This is a genomic window from Streptomyces sp. MNU76 (assembly GCF_020982545.1).
In the GTDB taxonomy this organism is placed as follows: Bacteria; Actinomycetota; Actinomycetes; order Streptomycetales; family Streptomycetaceae; genus Streptomyces.
Genome location: NZ_JAJKLK010000001.1, coordinates 1322300 through 1342382, shown reverse-complemented (window position 1 = coordinate 1342382; position 20083 = coordinate 1322300). Strand labels below are relative to the sequence as shown.

The following is a 20083-nucleotide window of genomic DNA, read 5'->3' as shown; positions in this document are numbered from 1 at the left end:
GCGCGCAGGCGGGCCAAGGAGGGTGGTACCGCGGGAGCGCGCCGCACACGGCGTACGAAGGATCGAAGCTCTCGTCCCTCCGACGGAAGGCAGCAAGTCCGTTGGAGGAAGCCCGCTCATGACAGAGCCGACGTACCGCCAGGTGCCCGCCCAGGTCGATCTGCCCGCGCTCGAGCACGCGGTGCTCGACTTCTGGCGCGAGCAGAAGATCTTCGCCAAGAGCCTGGAGCAGTCCGAGGGCCGCCCCGAGTGGGTGTTCTACGAGGGCCCGCCCACCGCCAACGGCATGCCGGGCGCCCACCACATCGAGGCGCGCGTCTTCAAGGACGTCTTCCCCCGCTTCCGCACGATGCGCGGCTACCACGTGGCCCGCAAGGCCGGCTGGGACTGCCACGGCCTCCCCGTGGAGCTGGCGGTCGAGAAGGAACTCGGCTTCAACGGCAAGAAGGACATCGAGGCGTACGGCATCGCCGAGTTCAACGCCAAGTGCCGGGACTCGGTGACCCGGCACACCGACGCCTTCACCGAGCTCACGACCCGCATGGGCTACTGGGTCGACCTCGACGACGCCTACCGGACCATGGACCCGGAGTACGTCGAGTCCGTCTGGTGGTCGCTCAAGGAGATCTTCAACAAGGGCCTGCTGGTCCAGGACCACCGCGTCGCCCCCTGGTGCCCCCGCTGCGGCACCGGTCTGTCGGACCACGAGCTGGCGCAGGGCTACGAGACGGTCGTCGACCCGTCGGTGTACGTCCGTTTCCCGCTCACCTCCGGTCCGCTCGCCGGTGAGGCGGCGCTCCTGGTGTGGACGACCACGCCGTGGACGCTGGTGTCCAACACCGCGGTCGCCGCCCACCCCGAGGTCACCTACGTGGTCGCCACGGACGGCAGCGAGAAGCTCGTCGTCGCCGAGCCGCTCGTCGCCAAGGCGCTCGGCGAGGGCTGGCAGACCACCGGCCAGACCTTCACCGGCGCCGAGATGGAGCGCTGGACCTATCAACGTCCGTTCGAGCTCGTGGAGTTCCCGGCCGAGGCGCACTACGTCGTCAACGCCGAGTACGTGACGACCGAGGACGGTACGGGTCTGGTCCACCAGTCCCCCGCCTTCGGTGAGGACGACCTCAAGGTCTGCCGCTCGTACGGCCTGCCCGTGGTGAACCCGGTCCGCCCCGACGGCACCTTCGAGGAGGACGTCCCCCTCGTCGGCGGCGTCTTCTTCAAGAAGGCGGACGAACAGCTCACCGAGGACCTCCAGCAGCGTGGCCTGCTCTTCAGGCACATCCCGTACGAGCACAGCTACCCGCACTGCTGGCGCTGCCACACCGCGCTCCTCTACTACGCGCAGCCGTCCTGGTACATCCGCACCACCGCCGTCAAGGACCGCCTCCTCCAGGAGAACGAGAAGACCAACTGGTTCCCGGACTCGGTCAAGCACGGCCGCTTCGGCGACTGGCTGAACAACAACATCGACTGGGCGCTCTCCCGCAGCCGCTACTGGGGCACACCGCTGCCGATCTGGCGCTGTGAGGAGAACCACCTGACCTGCGTCGGCTCCCGCGAGGAGCTGAGCCGGCTCTCCGGCACCGACCAGTCGGAGCTGGACCCGCACCGCCCGTTCATCGACGCGGTCACCTTCCCCTGCCCCGAGGACGGCTGCGGCAGCACGGCCACGCGCGTCCCGGAGGTCATCGACGCCTGGTACGACTCGGGCTCGATGCCGTTCGCTCAGTGGGGCTACCCGTACAAGAACAAGGAACTCTTCGAGTCCCGCTACCCGGCCCAGTTCATCAGCGAGGCCATCGACCAGACCCGCGGCTGGTTCTACACGCTGATGGCCGTCGGCACCCTGGTCTTCGACAAGTCGTCGTACGAGAACGTCGTCTGCCTCGGCCACATCCTCGCCGAGGACGGCCGCAAGATGTCCAAGCACCTGGGCAACATCCTGCAGCCCATCCCGCTCATGGACCAGCACGGCGCCGACGCCGTCCGCTGGTTCATGGCCGCCGGCGGCTCCCCCTGGGCGGCCCGCCGCGTCGGCCACGGCACCATCCAGGAGGTCGTCCGCAAGACGCTCCTCACGTACTGGAACACGGTCGCCTTCCAGGCCCTGTACGCCCGTACGTCGAACTGGGCGCCCAGCGCGGCGGACCCGGCCCCGGCCGACCGCCCGGTCCTGGACCGCTGGCTGCTCTCGGAGCTGCACGCCCTCACCGACCAGGTGACCGGGGCCCTGGAGGCGTACGACACCCAGCGCGCCGGAAAGCTCCTCTCGGCGTTCGTCGACGATCTGTCCAACTGGTACGTGCGCCGGTCGCGCCGCCGCTTCTGGCAGGGCGACAAGGCCGCGCTGCGCACCCTGCACGAGGTCGTCGAGACGGTCACCAAGCTGATGGCCCCGCTGACCCCGTTCATCACCGAGCGGGTCTGGCAGGACCTGATCGTTCCGGTCTCCCCGGTCGCCCCCGAGTCCGTACACCTGGCCTCCTGGCCCGAGGCGGACCTCTCCGCGATCGACCCCGACCTGTCGAAGCAGATGGTCCTGGTCCGCCGCCTGGTGGAGCTGGGCCGGGCCACGCGCGCGGAGTCCGGTGTCAAGACCCGTCAGCCCCTGTCCCGCGCCCTGGTGGCGGCGACGGGCTTCGACGCCCTGAACCCCGAGCTGCACGCGCAGATCACGGAGGAGCTGAACGTCAGCTCGCTGGCCTCGCTCTCCGAGGTCGGCGGCTCGCTGGTGGACACCACCGCCAAGGCCAACTTCCGCGCGCTGGGCAAGCGCTTCGGCAAGCGCGTCCAGGACGTGGCCAAGGCCGTGGCGAACGCCGACGCGGCTGCCCTGTCCCTGGCCCTGCGTGAGGGCACGGCGACGGTCGAGGTCGACGGCGAGACCGTCACCCTCGCCCCTGACGAGGTCATCATCACGGAGACCCCCCGCGAGGGCTGGTCGGTGGCCTCCGACTCCGGTGCGACGGTCGCCCTCGACCTGGAGATCACGGAGGAACTCCGCCGGGCCGGCCTCGCCCGGGACGCCATCCGGCTCATCCAGGAGGCCCGCAAGAACAGCGGCCTCGACGTGGCCGACCGGATCGCGCTCCGCTGGACGGCGACGGACCCGGCGGTGACCGCGGCGCTGACCGAGCACTCGGGCCTGATCGCGGACGAGGTCCTCGCGACGGACTTCGCCTCCGGCGAGGCCGACGACACGTTCGGCAAGCCCTTCACGGACGAGGCACTGACGCTGACCTTCAGCCTGCGCAAGGCGTGACGTCCCGCGCCGGGCCGGGCCACGCCCTGCCCGGCAAGGCCGTCCTCGCGCTGCGGCCGAGATGCGGCTGATCGCGCAGTTCCCCGTGCCCCTGAAGGGGCACGGGCTCAGCTGTCCCCAGCTGCGGGCAATCGTGCCGCTGGGGCGACGGGGCACCTCCCGCTCGAGCGAAGCCGAGAGTGGGGAGGGTGGGCGCAGCGGCGCCCTGTCAGCGCCGGCAAGCGCCCCCGACCCGTCCCGCGACAGCCACCGCGCACCCCGAAGGCCTGGAGCCCGAAAATCTCGGCGACCCAGGCCTTCGGCGTTGCGTACGCAGGACACCTGCCCCCACCACGCCCCGCCCGCGCACAGCAAAAGGGCGGGGCCCCGGATCAAAATCCGGGGCCCCGCCCTGAACGCTGCCGACGCCTACGGCGTACCAGTAGTCGTCAGTTGTCGTCCTCGTCGATGAGGAACCCACGCATCGGCGAGGGAGCCTGCCCCATCGGAGAGGGGCCCTGCGGCCGGACCGGAGCCATCGGCTGGGTCATGGCCGGAGACATCTGCTGCTGACCGCCGTAGGAGGGCGCGGCCGGAGCCGGGGCACCGCCCATGCCTCCACCCATGCCGCCCGGGTTGCCGCCGTACGACGGGGCGCTCGCGCCGGCCGGAGCCATGGAGGGCGCCGGGGACGGCGGCAGCGACGCGGTCGCCGGGGTACGCGGCGGGGCCAGCGAGTCGTCCGCCTGGGTCTCCAGCTGACGCAGCTGCGACTCCAGGTAGGACTTCAGACGCGTGCGGTACTCGCGCTCGAAGCCACGCAGGTCCTCGACCTTGCGCTCCAGCGTGGCGCGGGCGGACTCCAGGGAGCCCATCGCGACGCGGTGCTTCTCCTGCGCGTCCCGCTCCAGCGCGTCGGCCTTGGCACGGGCGTCCCGCTCCAGACCCTCGGCGCGGCTACGGGCCTCACCGACGATCTTGTTGGCCTCGGAACGGGCCTCGGCGATCGCCTGGTCGGCGGTCTGCTGGGCCAGCGAGAGCACGCGCGCGGCGCTGTCGCCGCCGGGACCCTGACCGGGGCCGCCCATCGGACCACCCATGGGGCCGCCCATCGGGCCACCCATCTGCTGCATGGGAGGCTGGCCGCCCATGGGACCCTGGCCCATCTGGCCCTGGCCCATCTGCGGCTGCATCTGGCCCTGACCCATGGGGCCCTGGCCCATCGGTCCCTGACCCATCGGGCCGGGACCCTGCTGCCCACCCTGGCCACCGGGGCCGGCGGGCAGCTGCGGAGCACCGCTCGGCAGCTGGGGCGGGCCACCCATGGGGCCCCCCATCTGCTGCGGCGGGCCCGATATGCCGGCGGGTACGGGTCCACCGGGACCTCGCATACCCTGCTGCTGCATACCGCCCTGTTGCTGCATACCGCCCTGTTGCTGCATGCCGCCCTGCTGCATGCCACCCTGTTGCTGCATGCCGCCCTGCTGGTCCTGCGGCTCCGGCGGCTTGCGCATGTTCTGCTGGTTCTGGGCAGCGGCGCGCGTGGCCGCGGCCAGTTTGGCGCGCAGGTCCTCGTTCTCGCGAAGCAGCCGCGTCAGTTCGGCTTCGACCTCATCGAGGAAGGCATCGACCTCGTCCTCGTCATAGCCTTCTCGGAGGCGGACGGTCGTGAACTGCTTGTTCCGCACGTCCTCGGGGGTCAACGGCATCTCTTCACCTCAACGTAGTCGTCGGCATTCGGCAAGACCGCATCTCTCACACCGCTCCCATCCCGCTGGCTACCACCGCACGCAGGATGAAAACGATGATCATCAGCACGAAGAAGGACAGGTCGAGCGCCACGCCCCCGAGACGCAGCGGCGGAATGAACCGCCGCAGAAGCTTGAGCGGTGGATCGGTGACAGTGTAGGTGGCCTCCAGAACGACCACCATCGCCTTGCCGGGTTGCCATGAGCGGGCGAACTGGAAGACGTAGTCCATGACCAACCGGAAGATCAACACGATGAAGAACACCGTCAGCGCGATGTAGAGGATCGTCAAGACCACGCTCATGTTCGGTGTTTCCCTCTCCCCAATGCCGTGTTGCTCTACCGCTGTTTTCGGTCGTACGTCTCAGCTCTGGTTGAAGAACCCGCCCTCTGCGATGCGGGCCTTGTCCTCCGCCGTGACATCGACGTTAGCAGGCGACAACAGGAACACCTTCTGCGTCACCCGCTCGATGCTGCCGTGAAGACCAAACACCAAACCGGCCGCAAAGTCGACAAGTCGCTTCGCATCTGTGTCGTCCATCTCAGTCAGATTCATGATCACCGGGGTGCCCTCACGGAAGTGTTCCCCGATGGTACGGGCCTCGTTGTAGGTCCGCGGGTGCAACGTGGTGATCCGGTAAGGCTCTCGTTCGGACACGACCTTGGGCATGATCACCGGCGCGTTCTTCTCCAGACTCGAACGTTCTTGTGTGATGGACGCCACGGGCGCGATCCGGGCGGGTCGCACCGATTCCGCGGGGAGCGAAGAGGCGTGCGACACCGGCTCGCGCTGCACCGGGGGCTGCACCACTCGTACCGATTCATCCCTTTGGGACTGATGTGACTGATGTGACTGGTGCACCGGCTCGTGCCGGCGGTGGTCCCGCTCGGGCTCCGGATCGAGCTCGGGCTCGAAGTCGTCATCGGGGTCGAATCCCCTGCCGTCGTACCCATCGTCCTCCACGAGGCCGAGGTAGACCGCCATCTTGCGCATCGCGCCGGCCATGCTCTGAGTCCTCCGCTCTGTGGTGGATCGACTGACGACTTCCCAAGTGCCCGCGATCCACGAGGTCGTTGCGCCCGCCTCTCGACGGAATGACCATATTTTCTGCTGTGGTCCGACTTCTTGGCGACGTTACCCGAGCCCGGGACGGACTCCGAGTACCGCAGTGCCGACGCGCACATGTGTCGCTCCGGCCGCCACGGCATCCTCGAGGTCCGCACTCATCCCTGCGGAGACCATGTTCGCAGCCGGATGGGCTCGGCGCAGGTCGGTCGACAAATCCATCAACCGCTCGAACGCGGCCCGTTGGCGTCCGGCGTACTGCCCGGTGAGCGGCGCGACGGTCATCAGACCATCGACCCGCACTCCCGGCGACCGGGCCAGGAGGTCGGCCAGCTCTTCGATTCCGCCCGGACCGACACCTCCTCGCTCCCCCCGGCCGCTCTCGTCGGCGTCGAGCGCGACCTGGATGAGACATCCCACCTCACGTCCGACCCGAACGGCTTCCTTCGACACAGCCGTGACAAGCCTGGAACGATCGACGGACTGCACGAGATCCGCGTAACGCACCACAGAACGGACCTTGTTGGTCTGCAACTGGCCCACGAAGTGCCATACAAGGGGCAGATCCGAGCATTCGGCCGCCTTGGGCGCCGCGTCCTGGTCCTTGTTCTCGGCGACGTGGCGCACACCGAGTTCCGACAGGATCCGCACATCGCTCGCCGGGTAGGTCTTGGTGACCACGATCAGGGTCACCTCTTCCCGTTTGCGGCCCGCGGCCACGCAGGCCGCGGCGATGCGCTCCTCCACCTTCGCCAGATTTCCGGCGAGTTGCGTCTTACGGTCGGTCATGCCCCTCAGTCCAGCCAGACATATCCCGCGAGTCGCCCTGTGGCGCGGTCGCGACGGTACGAGAAGTGATCGCGCGACTCCAGCGTGCACACGGGCGACTGCTCCCGGTCGCACACCCCGAGGCGCTCCAGCTGTGCGTGCACTCCGGCGCACACATCGACGGAGGGCGTGCCCCAACTGGTCTCGGCGTACGCCGCCGGCTCGACGGAGGCCACCTCGGCGCGCATCGCCTCGGGCACTTCGTAACACCGGCCGCAGACGGCGGGTCCGGTGCGGGCGACGATCCGGGCGGGGTCGGCGCCGAGTTCGGCCATGGCCCGTACGGCCGCGGGGACCACCCCGGCGATCATGCCGGGCCGGCCCGCGTGAGCGGCGGCGACGACCCCGGCTACCGGGTCGGCCAGCAGCACGGGCACACAGTCGGCGGTGAGGACGGCGAGCGCGAGACCGCGCCGGGTGGTGACGATCGCGTCGACGGGCGGAATGTCGCCGGAGGCGGAGCCGGAACCAGTGCCGGAGCCGGACCCCCACGGTCCGTCGACCACGGCGACATCCGCGCCGTGCACCTGGTTCATCCAGACGACCCGGTCGGGTTCCAGACCCAGCGACTTGGCCGCCAGCTCCCGGTTGGTCGTCACGGCGGATGCGTCGTCCCCGACCGCCCCGCCGAGATTGAGCTCCTCATACGGAGCGGCGCTCACCCCGCCCCACCTGTCGGTGAAGGCGAAGTGCGCGCCGCTCACGTTCTCGCGCCGTCCTATCACTTGAGGAAGTCCGGCACGTCCAGCTCCTCCGCGGCGCTGTCCGAGTAGGACCGGGACGGCGGGACCGGCGGGGCGACCGGAACCTCGTTCACCGGTTCCGGGGCGGGCGCCGGCGGCTCCTCCTTCGGCTTGACGCTGCCGAGTGAACCGAAGGACGGGCGGTTCTCGGCGGGCCGCGCCGGAGCGGGCTCCTCGCGCTTGGCCGCGGCCGAGCCGAGGATGTTGTCCCGCTTGGCCGGGGGCTGGCCGCCGTCGAAGCCGGCCGCGATGACCGTGACGCGGACCTCGTCGCCGAGGGCGTCGTCGATGACCGCGCCGAAGATGATGTTGGCCTCGGGGTGGGCGGCCTCGCTGACCAGCTGGGCGGCCTCGTTGATCTCGAACAGACCGAGGTCCGAGCCGCCGGAGATGGAGAGCAGGACGCCGCGGGCGCCGTCGATGGAGGCCTCCAGGAGCGGCGAGGAGATCGCCATCTCGGCGGCGGCCACCGCGCGGTCGTCGCCGCGGGCCGAGCCGATGCCCATGAGGGCCGAACCGGCCTCGGACATGACGGACTTGACGTCGGCGAAGTCGAGGTTGATCAGACCGGGGGTGGTGATCAGGTCGGTGATGCCCTGGACACCGGAGAGCAGGACCTGGTCGGCCGACTTGAACGCGTCCAGCACGGAGACCTGGCGGTCCGAGATGGACAGCAGCCGGTCGTTCGGGATGACGATGAGGGTGTCGACCTCTTCGCGCAGCTCGGCGATGCCGTCCTCGGCCTGGTTGGCGCGGCGGCGGCCCTCGAAGGTGAAGGGGCGGGTGACCACGCCGATGGTGAGGGCGCCGAGGGAGCGGGCGATGTTGGCCACGACGGGCGCGCCGCCGGTGCCGGTGCCGCCGCCCTCGCCGGCCGTCACGAAGACCATGTCGGCCCCCTTGAGGACCTCCTCGATCTCCTCGCGGTGGTCCTCGGCGGCCTTCCGGCCGACGGCCGGGTTGGCGCCGGCGCCGAGTCCGCGGGTGAGTTCACGGCCGACGTCGAGCTTGACGTCGGCGTCGCTCATCAACAGAGCTTGCGCGTCGGTGTTGATGGCGATGAACTCGACGCCCTTGAGACCGACCTCGATCATCCGGTTGATGGCATTGACACCACCGCCGCCGACACCGATGACTTTGATGACTGCGAGGTAGTTCTGCGGTGCTGCCACGTCGAAGGCCTCTCGCCTCGAGTTACGTGTCGCCGCTTCGCGGGGTACCCGCGAGCCGACGACTGATGCCGAAGTGGGACGGTCCGAACGCCGACCCGAACCCTAACGCTGAAGTTTAGGGTTACCAGTGTGACTGTTCCTTGGACTCTTCCGAACAGGACACTAAGTCGACAAGTGGCGCACGTTCAACGAACACGCCGAACCTCCCGTTTTTCTTTTCACCCTATGTGATCAGCCGTAGCGGTGCCCAACCAGGGTGCTGGCCTGCGCGGATGTGCGTCAACTCCCCGATGACGCGGGCGCGGTGGGGACACTCACGTCGAAGTGCCCCGCATCGGGCGCCGCTTTCATCAGCGCGGTGAGCGCGCGGCCCTTCGCGCGCCCCCTCTCCGCACTCCCCCAGGCGACCGTACGGTCTCCGCTCAGCTCCAGCGAGATGGCGTCGTAGGAACGGACCTTGACGACCAGGGTCTGGGGCGCGATCGCGGCCGGAATCGCGTCGGCGACCCGCGCGGCCTCCCGAACGAGCCGGTCCTCGCCGAATCGCCGCAGGCTGGCGGCGGACGAACCGGACCTGGAGACCGTCAATTCCAGGAGGGGGACACCTTCCGGGGCGCGTGAAACCGTGGCAAAACGCACACCTTTCGCGTCCACTTCGACGTAGTTGCCCGAATTTCCGGTCGCTTCGACCATTAGAACCGGAGTACGTTCACTCACTTTCAGCCCGATTCCATGGGGCCAGGAACGGGTTACCTCGACGGAGTCGATTCGGGGCAATTTCGCGAGCAGCCGTGACTCGATCGCGTCGAGGTCGACGGAGATCAGCGGGTCGCCGAGCGGGACGGCGGCCACCTCGCGCACCTGGGCCTCCGTCAGCACCCGGGTGCCCGACACGGAGACCCGCTCGACCCTCAGCCACGAAGAGCCGTACATGACCCAGAGCGAGGCGCCGCCGAGGAGCACCAGCACGACCGCGGCGGCGATCAGCGCCGGGGGGCCGGGAGCCTCCGCCGGGGCGGCGGGCCGGACTCCAGATCCTCGTCTGCGCCACGTTCGGCGGTGGTCGGTCCGGCCACGCTCCCCTGCCTCCTGTCGCGCCCTTAACGGCGCGACGCGATCGCCTCGTACACCATCCCGACGAGCAGGTCGTCGGCGTCCCGGCGGCCGAACTCGCTGGCGGCGCGGGACATCTCGTACAGCCGGTGCGGGTCGGCGAGGACGGGCAGCACGTTCTGCTGGACCCACTGGGGGGTCAGTTCCGCGTCGTCGACCAGCAGTCCGCCGCCGGCCTTGACCACCGGCTGGGCGTTCAGCCGCTGTTCGCCGTTACCGATGGGCAGCGGGACGTAGGCGGCCGGGAGCCCTACGGCGGAGAGTTCGGCGACGGTCATCGCGCCCGCGCGGCAGAGCATCATGTCCGCCGCGGCGTACGCGAGGTCCATCCGGTCCACGTACGGTACCGGGATATAAGGGGGCATTCCCGGCATCTGGTGCACCTGCGGCAGTTCGTTCTTCGGGCCGACCGCGTGCAGGATCTGGATCCCGGCCTGCTGGAGGTAGGGCGCGACCTGCTGGACGACCTCGTTGAGCCGACGCGCGCCCTGGGAGCCGCCGGAGACCAGCAGGGTCGGCAGGTTGGGGTCGAGGCCGAACAGCGCGCGGGCCTCGGGGCGCACGGCGGCGCGGTCGAGCGTGGCGATGGAGCGGCGCAGCGGGATGCCGATGTAGCGGGCGTCGCGGAGCTTGCTGTCCGGGGTGGAGACGGCGACCTGGGCGGCGTAGCGGGAGCCGATCTTGTTGGCGAGGCCGGGGCGGGCGTTGGCCTCGTGGACGATGATCGGCACGCCGAGCCGCTTGGCGGCCAGGTAGCCGGGCAGGGCGACATAGCCGCCGAAGCCGACGACCGCGTCCGCCTTGGTGCGCTCCAGGATCTGCTCGGTCGCCTTGATCGTGCCGCGCAGCCGGCCGGGCACGGTGATCAGCTCGGGGGTGGGCTTGCGCGGCAGGGGTACGGCGGGGATCAGCGCGAGTTCGTAGCCGCGCTCGGGGACGAGGCGTGTCTCGAGGCCGCGCTCCGTGCCCAGGGCCGTGATGCCCACGGTCGGGTCCTGCCTGCGCAGGGCGTCCGCGAGGGCGAGCGCGGGCTCGATGTGACCGGCGGTTCCGCCACCGGCGAGTACGACATGCACCGAAATTCACCGCTCTCCGGACGAACGTGCCGAGACACGCCGTCGCATCGTGTTCCATCTCCCGGGCCCCGAAGGACCACCGCCCCGTTTTCTACCAAAGCGAGGTTGCCGCATCGCAAGCGCCGCCCGCGCAGCGGGTTCGTCGCGCGCGAACGCGATCAGCAACCCGATGGCGAACATGGTCGGCAGCAGGGCGGATCCCCCGTAGGAGAACAGCGGGAGCGGGACTCCGGCGATCGGCAGCAGACCGAGCACCGCACCGATGTTGATCACCGCCTGAGCGGTGATCCAGGTGGTCACGCCTCCCGCGGCATACCTGACGAAGGGGTCCTCCGTGCGTCCGGCCACGCGGATACCCGCATAGCCTAGAGCCGCGAAGAGGGCGAGCACCGACAGCGTCCCCGCGAGGCCCAGTTCCTCACCGGTGACGGCGAAGATGAAGTCGGTGTGCGCTTCCGGGAGTTGGCCCCATTTTTCCACACTGGCACCGAGCCCGGAGCCGAAGATTCCGCCCGAGGCCAGGGCGTAGATGCCGTGCACGGCCTGCCAGCAGTCGGCGCCGGTCCGGGGCTCGGTGGCTCCGATGCAGGCCAGGCGGCCCATCCGGTTCTCGCTGGTGGTGATCAGGACGAGCCCGAGGAGTCCGGCGACCGACAGCACGCCCGCGAAGAGCCGCGTCGGGGCGCCCGCGAGCCACAGCAGGCCGAACAGGATCGCCGTGAGAATGATCGCGGTGCCCATGTCACCCCCGAGCATGATCAGCCCGAGGAGCAGGAACGCCACCGGAACGAGCGGCACCAGCATGTGCTTCCACTGTGTGAGCAGCCGCTTGTCCTCCTTGCGGGCCAGCAGGTCGGCCGCCCACAGCACGAGCGCCAGCTTGCCGAACTCGCTGGGCTGGATCTGGAAGGAGCCGCCGACGGCGATCCAGTTCTGGTTGCCGTTGACCGACTGCCCTATCCCGGGCACTTGAACCAGGGCCATCAGGAACACACAGCCGGCCAGGATCGGATACGCCAGCGCACGGTGCAGCTTGACCGGCATCCGCGAGGCCACGAGCAGCAGCAGAGTGCCGATCGAGGCCGAGAGGAACTGCTTGCGGAAGAAGAAGGACCCGGGCAGCGACTTCTGCAGGGCGGTGATCTGTGAGGCCGAGTAGACCATCACCAGTCCCAGCACGGTGATCAGCAGACTGCCGCCGAGGATCAGGTAGTACGCGGTCAGCGGCCGGTCCCAGGCCTTGCGCGCCCGGGTGTGCAGCCGCCGCAGGGGGTTCTCGCGCGGCGGCCGGGGGACGGGGGGCCGCCGGGTGACACGCTGGAGGGGCGCACGGCTCGTACGGCTACTCGGCATCGGGGGCGCCCTCGCCGCCGACCGACCAGTTCCGTGTCACGCGTCCCTCCCAGTCTCACCCGGCGCCGCCAGGCGAAGCCGGGCCGGGTCAGCCGTCCGTGGAGGCCAGTTCGCGCACAGCCTCCGCGAACGCGTCCCCACGCCTGTTGTAGTTGACGAACATGTCCATCGACGCACAGGCCGGCGCCAGCAGCACCGTGTCGCCCGTCCGCGCCAGCGTCCGCGCCTCGCGGACGGCGGCGAGCATCGCCCCAGTGTCGGTCCGGTCGAGGTCGACGACCGGCACTTCGGGCGCGTGTCGCGCGAGCGCTTCCCGGATCAGCGCGCGATCCGCGCCGATCAGCACGACGCCCCGCAGCCGCCCGGCGGCACCGGCGACGAGTTCGTCGAAGGTGGCTCCCTTGGCGAGTCCGCCGGCGATCCACACGATCGACTCGTACGCCGCCAACGAGGCCCCCGCCGCGTGCGTGTTGGTGGCCTTGGAGTCGTCGATGTACGCCACGCCGTCCACGTCGGCGACGTGCGCGATGCGGTGGGCGTCCGGGGTGAAGGCCCGCAGACCGTCGCGTACGGCCGCGGCGGGCACCCCGTAGGCGCGGGCGAGGGCGGCGGCCGCGAGGGCGTTGGCGATGTTGTGCGGGGCCGGCGGGTTCACGTCCGAGACCTCGGCGAGTTCCTGGGCGTTCTTCTGCCGGTTCTCGACGAAGGCGCGGTCGACCAGGATGCCCTCCACCACGCCGAGTTGGGACGGGCCGGGCGTGCCGAGCGTGAATCCGACGGCCCGGCAGCCCTCCTCGACGTCCGCCTCGCGCACCAGGTCCTCGGTGGCCTTGTCGGCGACGTTGTAGACGCAGGCGATCCGGTTGCCCTCGTAGACACGGCCCTTGTCGGCGGCGTACGCCTCCATGGAGCCGTGCCAGTCGAGGTGGTCGGGGGCGAGGTTGAGGACGGCGGCGGAGTGGGCGCGCAGCGAGGGCGCCCAGTGCAGCTGGTAGCTGGAGAGCTCGACGGCCAGGACGTCGTACTCCTCGTCGCCGAGGACCGCGTCCAGCAGCGAGACCCCGATGTTGCCGACGGCGGCCGTGCGCAGGCCCGCGGCCGTCAGGATCGAGGCGAGCATCTGGACGGTGGTGGTCTTGCCGTTGGTGCCCGTGACGGCCAGCCAGGGGGCGGCGTCGGGGCCCCGCAGCCGCCAGGCGAGTTCGACGTCGCCCCAGATCTCCAGGCCGGCCGCGCGGGCGGCCGTGAAGAGCGGCTTGTCCGGCTTCCAGCCCGGGGCGGTGACGACGAGTTCGGTGCCCTGCGGCAGGGTCGCGCCGTCGCCGAGGCGCACGGTGATGCCGAGCGCCTCCAGTTCGGCGGCCTGCACGCGGGCGCGTTCGTCGTCGCCGTCGTTGACGACCGTGACCACCGCGCCGAGGCCCTGCAGGACCTTGGCCGCCGGGATGCCCGAGACGCCCAGACCGGCGACGGTGACGTGCTTGCCCTGCCAGTCGGTCACTTGTCCGCTGCCCATCCCGCGTAGAAGAGGCCCAGTCCGACGATCACACAGATGCCCTGGATGATCCAGAAGCGGACCACGACCAGGACCTCGGACCAGCCCTTGAGCTCGAAGTGGTGCTGGAGCGGGGCCATCCGGAAGACCCGCTTGCCGGTCAGCTTGAACGAGCCGACCTGGATGACGACCGACATGGTGATGAGGACGAACAGACCGCCGAGGAGCGCGAGGAGCAGCTCGGTGCGGGAGCAGATCGCGAGACCGGCGAGCGCGCCGCCGAGGGCCAGCGAACCCGTGTCGCCCATGAAGATCTTCGCGGGCGAGGTGTTCCACCACAGGAAGCCGAGGCAGGCGCCCATCAGCGCGGAGGCCACGATCGCCAGGTCGAGCGGATCCCGTACCTCGTAGCAGGCGGTCGGGTTGGTCAGCGTCTCCGTGTTGGCGCAGGACTCCTGGAACTGCCAGACGCCGATGAACGTGTACGCGCCGAAGACGAGCACCGAGGCACCGGTGGCGAGGCCGTCCAGACCGTCGGTCAGGTTCACGCCGTTCGACATGGCGAGGATCATGAACAGCGCCCAGATCACGAACAGCACCGGGCCGATGGACCAGCCGAAGTCCTGCACGAACGAGAGCTTGGTGGAGGCCGGCGTCTGGTCGCGGGCGTCCGGGAACTGCAGCGCGAGGACCGCGAAGGCGATACCGACGATCAGCTGGCCGGCCATCTTCGCCTTGGCCCGCAGGCCGAGCGAACGACGCTTGACGATCTTGATGTAGTCGTCGAGGAAGCCGACGAGGCCCATGCCCGCCATCAGGCCGAGCACCAGCAGACCGGAGAAGGTCGGCGGCTGGCCCGAGATCACCTTGGCCAGGAAGTACGCGACGATCGTCGCCAGGATGAAGGCGATACCACCCATGGTCGGCGTACCGCGCTTGCTGGCGTGCTCACGCGGGCCGTCGTCCCGGATGTACTGGCCGTACCCCTTGCGGGCCAGCAGCTTGATCAGCAGCGGGGTACCGACCAGGGTCAGGAAGAGACCGATGACTCCTGCGAACAGGATCTGATTCATCATCGCGCGGCAACCTCACCCTCGTTGCCGCTGTCGAGCAGCGCCTGCGCCACGCTCTCGAGCCCGACCGACCGGGACGCCTTCACGAGTACGACGTCCCCCGGGCGCAACTGACTGCGCAACAGGTCGATCGCCGCCTGTGCGTCGGACACGTGCACCGACTCCTCACCCCACGAACCCTCGTTGTATGCGCCCAGTTGCAGCCAGGACGCTTCCCTGCCCCCGACCGCGACGAGCTTGCCGACATTGAGCCGGACGGCGAGCCGTCCGACCGCGTCGTGCTCGGCGAGCGATTCGTCCCCGAGCTCGGCCATCTTGCCGAGCACCGCCCAGGTCCGCCGCCCCTTGCCCATGGCTGCGAGCGCGCGCAGAGCGGCCCGCATGGACTCGGGGTTCGCGTTGTAGGCGTCGTTGACGACCGTCACGCCGTCCGGGCGCTCGGTGACCTCCATGCGCCAGCGGGAGAGGGAGCCCGCCTCGGAGAGCGCGGTGGCGATCTCACTTGCGGACATGCCCAGCTCATGGGCGACGGCGGCCGCGGCGAGCGCGTTCGACACGTGGTGCTCACCGTACAGGCGCATGGTCACATCACTTGCACCGGAGGGTGTGTGAAGCCTGAACGAGGGCTGTCCGGCCTCGGTGAGCGTCACGTTCTCGGCGCGTACGTCCGCTTCGCCGGACTCTCCGAAGAGGATCACCCGGGCCTTCGTACGGGAGGCCATGGCGCGTACCAGGGGGTCGTCGGCGTTGAGGATCGCGGCGCCGCCGTCCTCGGCGGGGGGCAGGGCCTCCACCAGCTCGCCCTTGGCCTGGGCGATCTGTTCGCGGCCGCCGAACTCGCCGATGTGGGCGGTGCCGACGTTGAGCACGAGACCGACCCTCGGCGGGGTCAGCTCGGTGAGGTACCGGATGTGGCCGATGCCGCGGGCGCCCATCTCCAGGACGAGGAAACGGGTCTCCTCCGTGGCGCTGAGGGCGGTGAGGGGCAGCCCGATCTCGTTGTTGAGGGAGCCGGGGGTGAACACCGTCGGCGCCTTGCGCCGGAGCACCTGGGCGATCAGGTCCTTGGTGCTGGTCTTGCCGGCGGAGCCGGTGAGGGCCACCAGGGTCGTGCCGAGCCTGCGCACGACGTGCCGGGCGAGGGCGCCGAGCGCCGCCTGCACATCGGGGACCACGATCGCTGGCACGCCGACGGGGCGGGACGCCAGCACCGCTGCCGCGCCCGCCTCGACGACAGCGGCCGCGAAGTCGTGTCCGTCCACGCGCTCGCCCGCGAAGGCGACGAAGAGGCTGCCCGGTTCCACCTCACGGGAGTCCCGGACGACCGGTCCGGTGACCAGCGCCGACGGATCCGGTATGTCGTGCGTCTGCCCGCCGACGACTTCTGCGATCTCGGCGAGAGAGAGGGCGATCACAAGTTCATCCCTGGGTCTGCTGGATAGCTTCGCGGAGCACCTGGCGGTCGTCGAAGGGACGGACCACGCCGGCGATGTCCTGGCCCTGCTCATGGCCCTTGCCCGCGACGAGCACGGTGTCGCCCGGCCGTGCGCGGGCCACGGCCGCGGCGATCGCGGCGACCCGGTCCTCGAAGAGGAGGACCTCGCCGCGCTCGTGGGCCGGCACGGACGCCGCGCCTTCGAGCATGGTCGCGAGGATCGCGAGGGGGTCCTCGGAGCGAGGGTTGTCGGAGGTCAGTACGGCGGTGTCGGAGAGCCGGGCCATGGCGGCGCCCATCGGTCCGCGCTTGGTGGTGTCCCGGTCGCCGCCGCAGCCGAGCACGACGTGCAGCCTGCCCTCGGTGACCTTGCGCAGCGCCTTGAGGACCGACTCGACGGCGTCCGTCTTGTGGGCGTAGTCGACGACCGCGAGGTACGGCTGCCCGGCGTCCACCCGCTCCAGCCGGCCCGGTACGCCCGGTACGGCCGCGATGCCGTCGGCGGCGGTCTGCGGGTCGATCCCGGCGACGGCCAGCGTGGCGACGGCGGCCAGGGTGTTGGCGACGTTGAAGGTGCCCGGCAGCGGCGACCTGGCGACGATCCGCTCGCCCTTGGGTCCGACCGCGGTGAACGTCGAGTCCAGCGGGCCGACCCGGACGTCCTCGGCGCGCCAGTCGGCGTCGGGGTGTCCCTCGGCGGAGAAGGTGACGACCGGGACGGTGGCCTCGTCGACGAGCCGACGGCCGTACTCGTCGTCGAGGTTGACGACGCCGAGCCTGCTGCGCTCCGGGGTGAAGAGCTGCGCCTTGGCCTGGAAGTAGTCCTCCATGCCGGAGTGGAACTCCATGTGCTCCGGGCTGAGGTTGTTGAAGACGGCGACGTCGAAGACGCAGCCGTCGACCCGGCCGAGGACCAGGGCGTGGCTGGAGACCTCCATGACGACCGAGTCCACACCGCGTTCGCGCATGACGGCGAACAGGGCCTGGAGGTCGGTGGCCTCGGGGGTGGTCCGCTCGGACTTGATGCGCTCGTCGCCGATGCGCATCTCGACGGTGCCGATGAGTCCGGTGGAGCGGACGGTCCGCAGGCCGCCCTCCACGAGGTAGGCGGTGGTGGTCTTGCCCGAGGTGCCGGTGATGCCGATCTGCAGCAGGTCGCCGCCCGGCCGGCCGTAGATGGTGGCCGCCAGCTCGCCCATCCGCGCGCGCGGGTTGTCGACGACGAGGGCCGGCAGCCCGGCCGCGGCGGCGCGCTCGGCGCCGCCGGGGTCGGTGAGGACGGCGACGGCACCGAGGCCGACGGCCTGGTCCACGAAGTCGGCTCCGTGCAGACGGGCACCGGGCAGGGCGGCGTACAGGTCGCCGGGGCGGACGGCGCGCGAGTCGTGGGTGATGCCCGTGACCTGGGTGGTGTCCGCGCTCGCCGGCTGCTCGGCACCCAGCTGGCCGGCGAGTTCCGCGAGGGGTGTGGCGGAGACGTGGGCCGGCCTGGGCGGTCCCGGATATGTCACGGGAACGTCCTTCTGGGTGGTTTGGGACTGATCAGCGTGTGGCACGGCGGTGAGCGTACCGGGCGCACCCCCAACGGGGCGAAGCGAGGGTTTGTGCGAGCGGGGCTCGGGGGCGTGGTTCCCGGGGTCGGGAGTGATCATGGTCACGAGTCGGTTCCTGGCTGTTGCGCTGATCGGCGGGCGGATCGGGGTGGGACGGGGCGGGTCAGGGGCGAAGGTGACGGGCAGGTTCGCGGGCTTGGCCCCGGTGGGCGGCACCTGGAGGGTCTTCAGGGCGAACTCCATGACTTCCTTGTAGATGGGGCCGCAGATCTGGCCGCCGAAGTAGTTGCCCTTGGTGGCGTTCTGGATCGCGCAGTAGACGGTGATCCGTGGCTTGTCGGCGGGCGCGAACCCGGCGAACGACGAGGTGTAGCCCCGGTATCTGCCGGTGGCGGGATCCACACGGTTGGCCGTACCCGTCTTGCCCGCGACCCGGTAGCCGGGGATGCGGGCCTTGGTGCCCGTGCCCTCCTCGTCGTCCACGACGGACTCCAGCATCCGGGCGAGGGTCTTCGCCGTCTTCTCGCTCACGACCCTGGTCTTCCCGGGCTTCGGGGCGGGGGTGAAGCGGCCGTCGGGCCCCTTGGTGCCCCGCACGAGGGTCGGTTCGACCCGTACGCCGCCGTTGGCGATGGTCGAGTAGACGGAGGTCGCCTGCATGGCGTTCATCGACACGCCCTGACCGAAAGGGATCGTGTACTGCTGCGAGGTCGACCAGTCGCCGGGTGCGGCGAGGATGCCCTTGGTCTCGCCGGGGAAGCCCAGGCCGGTGTACTCGCCGAGGCCGAACTTGCGCAGGTAGTTGTAGAGGATCTTGTTGGACTCCTGCTGGTTGCGGCCGAGTTCTCCGGTGGCGAGGATCGTGCCGATGTTGCTCGACTTGGCGAGGACGCCGTTGAGCGTCAGGTACCAGGTCGGGTGGTCGATGTCGTCCTTGAAGAGCCGGTCGCCCCGGTGCAGCCGGTTGGGCACGGTGACATGCGTGCCCGGGGTGGCGACGTTCTCCTCCAGCACGGCGGCCATCGACATGACCTTGGCGGTGGAGCCGGGTTCGTAGGCGTCCTGGAGGGCCGCGTTGCCGAGCGCGTCCGGGTTCGCCTTGGTGAGGTCGTTGGGGTCGAAGCCGGGCGAGTTGGCCATGGCGAGGATCTCGCCGGTGCGGGTGTCCTGCACCATCACGTAACCGCGGTCCGCCTTGGACTTCTTCACCTGCTCGGTGATGGCGTTCTGCGCGGCCCACTGGATGTCGCGGTCGATGGTCAGCTCGACGTCGGAGCCGGCGACCGCGGGCGTCTCGGTGGAGCCCGCGGTGGGCACGAGACGGCCGCCCGACTGGGCGTAGCGGATCTTGCCGTCCTTGCCCGAGAGACGGTCGTTCCACTGCTGCTCGATGCCGCCGCCGCCCTTGCCCTCGGCGTTGACCCAGCCCAGTATCCCGGCGGCGAGGTCGCCGTTGGGGTACACGCGCTTGCTGCTGGGCTCCTGGAAGACGCCGGCCAGGACGTTGACCGTGTCCTTCTCGTCCGCGGCCCGCTTGACGAGCGCGGTCTTCAGGTCGCTGATCTGGTTCCACACCTGGGGGGTCTGGCGGCGGGCGAGCAGCACATAGCGCGTGTTCTTGGTGCGGAGCCTCTCGGTGAGGGTCTCCTGGTCCGCGCCGAGGATCGGCGCGAGGAGCGCTGCCGCCTGCTCGGGCCCGTCGTCGATCTTCAGCTCTTCGCGCGTGAACATCGTCGGGTCGGCGGTGATGTCGTTGGCGTCGGTGCTCATCGCCAGGGCGACGCCGTTGCGGTCGGTGATGCCGCCGCGCTCGGCGGCCAGCACCCGGCCGACGTAACGGTTCTGGTCGGCCTTGGCGGCGTACTCGCTCGCGTCGACGGCCTGCACCTGGAGCAGCCGTACGACGAAGGCGATCATCACCAGGGTCAGCGCGAGGCTCACCATGCGCAGCCGGGGGCGGGGGCTGCCCAGCCGGATGGTGCGCCCGGGCGGCTGCCGGGGCGCGGCCGGACGGCGCTGTGCGGCGGGCGGGCGCCGGGTCCCGGTCGGCGCTTACCGCCGGGTCGTACGGGCCGGGCTGGTCCGGGTACGCGGCGGCGGGGGCTGCCTGCCTGAATCGGCCACTTCCGTCACCTGCCGGGGGTCGTCGGGAGCTGGGTGGGCTGTGCGGGCGGTGTGGTGGGGTGG

Annotated in this window: 13 protein-coding genes and 2 pseudogenes; 1 reads left to right on the top strand and 14 read right to left on the bottom strand. The window is 70.2% G+C overall.

Annotated elements, in window-relative coordinates:
- The first annotated feature begins 118 nt into the window (after positions 1-118).
- The gene (gene ileS / locus E4N62_RS05785) at positions 119-3262 is read left to right on the top strand and encodes an isoleucine--tRNA ligase (protein ID WP_230212270.1); all 3144 of its coding nucleotides are present in this window, start codon (positions 119-121) and stop codon (positions 3260-3262) included.
- 428 nt (positions 3263-3690) lie between these two features.
- Here ileS and E4N62_RS05780 read toward each other — a convergent pair whose 3' ends face one another.
- The 14 genes and pseudogenes from E4N62_RS05780 to E4N62_RS05715 form a co-directional block, all read right to left on the bottom strand.
- Positions 3691-4950: a DivIVA domain-containing protein gene (locus E4N62_RS05780; protein WP_230212268.1), complete on the bottom strand. Its 1260-nt coding sequence runs from the start codon at positions 4948-4950 to the stop codon at positions 3691-3693.
- A 46-nt stretch (positions 4951-4996) separates the two neighbouring features.
- Positions 4997-5293: a YggT family protein gene (locus E4N62_RS05775; protein ID WP_033528111.1), complete on the bottom strand. Its 297-nt coding sequence runs from the start codon at positions 5291-5293 to the stop codon at positions 4997-4999.
- 60 nt (positions 5294-5353) lie between these two features.
- On the bottom strand, positions 5354-5995 hold the full coding sequence (locus E4N62_RS05770; protein WP_230212266.1) for a cell division protein SepF: 642 nt from the start codon (positions 5993-5995) through the stop codon (positions 5354-5356).
- Between the two features lie 129 nt (positions 5996-6124).
- Positions 6125-6844: a YggS family pyridoxal phosphate-dependent enzyme gene (locus E4N62_RS05765; protein WP_230212264.1), complete on the bottom strand. Its 720-nt coding sequence runs from the start codon at positions 6842-6844 to the stop codon at positions 6125-6127.
- 5 nt (positions 6845-6849) lie between these two features.
- A complete protein-coding gene (gene pgeF, locus E4N62_RS05760; protein ID WP_230212262.1) occupies positions 6850-7608 on the bottom strand; it encodes a peptidoglycan editing factor PgeF in 759 nt (252 codons plus the stop codon).
- Positions 7605-8798 (bottom strand): cell division protein FtsZ, encoded by a 1194-nt coding sequence (gene ftsZ, locus E4N62_RS05755; protein ID WP_184895212.1) that lies wholly within the window; start codon positions 8796-8798, stop codon positions 7605-7607. Before ftsZ ends, pgeF begins: the two co-directional genes overlap by 4 nt.
- A gap of 279 nt (positions 8799-9077) precedes the next feature.
- Positions 9078-9874: pseudogene (locus E4N62_RS05750) on the bottom strand (cell division protein FtsQ/DivIB).
- A 24-nt stretch (positions 9875-9898) separates the two neighbouring features.
- Positions 9899-10987 carry an undecaprenyldiphospho-muramoylpentapeptide beta-N-acetylglucosaminyltransferase gene (murG, locus tag E4N62_RS05745; RefSeq protein WP_184895208.1) on the bottom strand — a complete coding sequence of 363 codons (1089 nt, stop codon included), beginning with the start codon at positions 10985-10987 and terminating at the stop codon, positions 9899-9901.
- 6 nt (positions 10988-10993) lie between these two features.
- Complete coding sequence (gene ftsW / locus E4N62_RS05740) at positions 10994-12340, bottom strand: putative lipid II flippase FtsW (RefSeq protein ID WP_230212259.1); 1347 nt, start codon at positions 12338-12340, stop codon at positions 10994-10996.
- Positions 12341-12428: 88 nt separating this feature from the next.
- Positions 12429-13856, bottom strand: coding sequence for a UDP-N-acetylmuramoyl-L-alanine--D-glutamate ligase (gene murD / locus E4N62_RS05735; RefSeq protein WP_230212257.1), 1428 nt, complete (start codon positions 13854-13856; stop codon positions 12429-12431).
- Complete coding sequence (gene mraY / locus E4N62_RS05730) at positions 13838-14911, bottom strand: phospho-N-acetylmuramoyl-pentapeptide-transferase (protein WP_230212254.1); 1074 nt, start codon at positions 14909-14911, stop codon at positions 13838-13840. Before mraY ends, murD begins: the two co-directional genes overlap by 19 nt.
- Positions 14908-16323, bottom strand: coding sequence for a UDP-N-acetylmuramoyl-tripeptide--D-alanyl-D-alanine ligase (murF, locus tag E4N62_RS05725; RefSeq protein WP_230212251.1), 1416 nt, complete (start codon positions 16321-16323; stop codon positions 14908-14910). Before murF ends, mraY begins: the two co-directional genes overlap by 4 nt.
- A 4-nt stretch (positions 16324-16327) precedes the next feature.
- On the bottom strand, positions 16328-18001 hold the full coding sequence (locus tag E4N62_RS05720; protein WP_230212483.1) for a UDP-N-acetylmuramoyl-L-alanyl-D-glutamate--2,6-diaminopimelate ligase: 1674 nt from the start codon (positions 17999-18001) through the stop codon (positions 16328-16330).
- A 60-nt stretch (positions 18002-18061) separates the two neighbouring features.
- Positions 18062-20013 (bottom strand): annotated as a pseudogene (locus E4N62_RS05715) (peptidoglycan D,D-transpeptidase FtsI family protein); the annotation flags it as partial.
- Positions 20014-20083: the final 70 nt, after the last annotated feature.